Source organism: Inquilinus limosus MP06, from assembly GCF_000767795.1.
Taxonomy (GTDB): domain Bacteria; phylum Pseudomonadota; class Alphaproteobacteria; order DSM-16000; family Inquilinaceae; genus Inquilinus; species Inquilinus limosus_E.
In genome coordinates, this window is the sequence record NZ_JANX01000681.1 from 1 (window position 1) to 2,952 (window position 2,952).

The 2,952-nt window shown below is 69.4% G+C and carries 4 protein-coding genes; 3 read left to right on the forward strand and 1 reads right to left on the reverse strand.

All coding sequences use genetic code 11. From position 1 onward, the window contains the following. The 3 genes from P409_RS30725 to P409_RS30735 all read left to right on the forward strand — a co-directional run. Positions 1-234: GNAT family N-acetyltransferase (locus P409_RS30725; RefSeq protein WP_034847413.1), on the forward strand; the 234-nt coding region annotated here is incomplete at its 5' end. 159 nt (positions 235-393) lie between these two features. Then, complete coding sequence (locus P409_RS30730) at positions 394-1,431, forward strand: hypothetical protein (RefSeq protein WP_034847415.1); 1,038 nt, start codon at positions 394-396, stop codon at positions 1,429-1,431. A 248-nt stretch (positions 1,432-1,679) separates the two neighbouring features. Further along, positions 1,680-2,306 carry a LysE family translocator gene (locus tag P409_RS30735; RefSeq protein WP_034847417.1) on the forward strand — a complete coding sequence of 209 codons (627 nt, stop codon included), beginning with the start codon at positions 1,680-1,682 and terminating at the stop codon, positions 2,304-2,306. Here P409_RS30735 and P409_RS30740 read toward each other — a convergent pair. After that, positions 2,303-2,893, reverse strand: a complete 591-nt coding sequence (locus P409_RS30740) for a c-type cytochrome (RefSeq protein WP_052121597.1) — start codon at positions 2,891-2,893, stop codon at positions 2,303-2,305. The genes P409_RS30735 and P409_RS30740 overlap by 4 nt on opposite strands. Positions 2,894-2,952: the final 59 nt, after the last annotated feature.

Consider the following 2,952-nt stretch of genomic DNA (forward strand, 5'->3'; position numbering starts at 1 on the left):
ATCGGCGGCGACACGGCCGAGCTGGTGGCGGTGGGCACCCGGCCGGCCTTCCGCCGCCGCGGCCTGGCCGAGGCGGTGTGCCGCCGCCTGCTCGAATCCTATCTCGGCACCGAGGCGCTGGTCTGGCTGTCCGCCGCGGCGGGGGCGGAGCCGCTCTACGCCAAGCTGGGCTTTCGCCTGGTCGGCACCCAGCTCAATTTCGGCGGCCCAGGGTTCGCCAGCCACTCCAAATAGAATTTTTCCCGAACCCCATATTCCGGAAATCATCAGAAGATCTCGGCGCCGCATTCGTCATCGAACCTTCACGGGACCCGCGCCCGAACACTGCTAGGAGCATCCTGATTTCGCCGCATCGCTTCGGCGAAACCCATCGGAACAAACATGGGGGACAGGATGATTCGTACCGGGAAGCGGCGCGCGCTGCGTGCCATCGGCCTGGCCTCGGCCCTGGTTCTGGCCGCGGTCGCCACCGAGAACCGGGCCTGGGCCTGGGGCCACACCGGCCATGTCACGATCGGCGAGATCGCCGCGGAGAACCTGCCCTGGCAGATCAAGGCGATGCTGGGCTGGCAGTCGGACACGGCGATCTCCGAATGGAACGCCGAGCTCGACGTCTCCAAGGGCGCCGGCCAGACCCATGATTTCGAGCGCGACCCCGGCCACTACATCGACATCGACGATTCCGGCAAGGTGCTGGGGGGCGTCGATTTCAACGTCATGCCGGTGTCGCGCCGCGACTTCGACACCGCGCTGCGCGCGGGCGGCCAGACCCAGTACAGCGCCGGCTATCTGTATTACGCCATGATCGACGGCTGGCAGCAGGTCCGCATGGATTTCGCCTGGATGCGCGCCCTGACCGTCGGCCTGCGCACCGCCTCGAACCGCGCCGATCGCGAGTTCTTCCAGACGCAGCTGGAGCTGCGCCGCCGCCTGCTGCTACGCGACATCGGCGTCTGGGGTCATTACGTCGCCGATGGCAGCCAGCCGATGCATGTCTCGGTGCACTTCAACGGCTGGGGCAACTACCCGAACCCGAACAACTACACCAACACCCCGATCCACGCCCCGTTCGAGGGCAGCTTCGTCAAAAGCTTCGTCACCGAGCGGGCGATCCGCGCCGCGCTGCCGCGCTATCGCGACTGCGGCTGCCAGATCGAGCAGCGCGTGCATGACTATCTGCAGGCAACGCTGGGCACGGTCGAGCGCACCTACCAGCTGGCCCCGGTCAGCAACAACTACACCACCCCGGCGCCAGCGGCGGTCGGCTTCGTCACCCAGCGCGTCGCGGCCGGGGCGGCCGAGATGCGCGACATGGTGATCGACGCCTGGAAATCCAGCGCCGACTGGACCGTCGGCTACCCGGCGATCAAGGTCTCGGACATCGAATCCGGCAAGGTGAAGGTGACCCGCGACTCGTTCTGGCACGACTAAGGGGCCGCTCCAGCTTGCTGTGACTACCATGTGAACTAAAATTGTTATCCTCGGGCTTGACCCGAGGCTCCAGGGGCCGCCAGAGCGGTTCTCGACGGCCCCTGGATTGCCCGGTCAAGCCGGGCAATGACAAGAGGGGAGAGGATCGCTCTGGTCTTCTGAAACCTGAATTCGGAGCCCTGGTCACGCCGCTGGACAAATCCCCGGCGCCATGGATTGCTGGCCGCATCCCAAGAGGAGCCGCCGCCATGTCGCTGGATCTGTGGTTCGCCTTCCTGCTCGCCGCCTTCGTGGTTCTGATCATCCCAGGCCCGACCGTCACCCTGGTGCTGTCCTACGCGCTGGGCCGCGGCCGGTCGCATGCCTGGTGGATCGTCGCCGGCGTGGCGCTGGGCGACCTGACGGCGATGACCCTGTCGCTGCTGGGCCTCGGCGCCCTTCTGGCCGCCTCGGCCACCGCCTTCACCGTGCTGAAATGGATCGGCGCCGCCTATCTGGTCTATCTCGGCGTCAAGCTGTGGCGCGCCGCGCCGAAGGCCGATGGGCTGGTGACGCCGGGGGCCGAACGCTCGCCCCGCGCCATGCTGCTGCACGCCTTCGCGGTGACGGCGCTGAACCCGAAGAGCATCGTCTTCTTCGTCGCCTTCCTTCCTCAGTTCGTGCATCCGGAGGCGCCGCTGCTGCCGCAGATGGTGGTGCTGGAGGGCACCTTCGTCACCCTCGCCGCGCTGAATGCCGCCGCCTATGCCTGGATCGGCGCCCGGCTGCGCGACACCATCGGCCGGCCCTCGGTGCTGCGCCTGATCAACCGCGCCGGGGCCGGCGTGCTGGTGGCCGCCGGATTCGCCACCGCCGCCTGGAACCGCGCGAACTAGCGCAGCCGCCGCACCGTTTCGTCCAGGTCCGACCAGGCCGGCCGCCCCGGGGCGAAGCGGCCCCGCAGATAGGCGACGAGGTCGGTCAGCTGCCGGTCGGTCAGCGTGCCGCGGAAGGCCGGCATGGCGCCATGAGCTCCCGCGGCCGGGCCGGCGGCACCGTCCAGGATTACTCGGATCAGGTTGTCCGGCCGGTCGGAGTGCAGGTTGCTGTTGAAGGCCAGCGACGGCCGGATGCCGAACAGGTCCGGCCGCTCCCCACCCTCGTGACAGACCGCGCAGGCCCCGTCATACAGCCGCGCGGCCGGGCTGGCGGCGACCGGCTCGGAGGTCGATGCCGTGACGACTTCGACCCTGGCGGCGAGCGCCTCCGCCCCTGACTCCGGCGGGTTCAGCGAGGCGAGATAGGCCGCCATGGCATGGATGTCCGAATCGGGCAGGGCCGACAGCCCCGCCACCACCGGCGCCATCGGCCCGCCGGCCGGGCCGTGCAGCGCGGAATAGCCGGTGCGCAGATACTGGTACAGCTCGCCCGCATCCCACGGCACCGGGGCGCGGGACAGCGCGGTCAGGGCCGGCGCCTCCACCCCTCGGCCCAGCCGCCGGCAAGCCGGGCGGCGTCACCCCCCTTCTCCGCCCCCGCCGC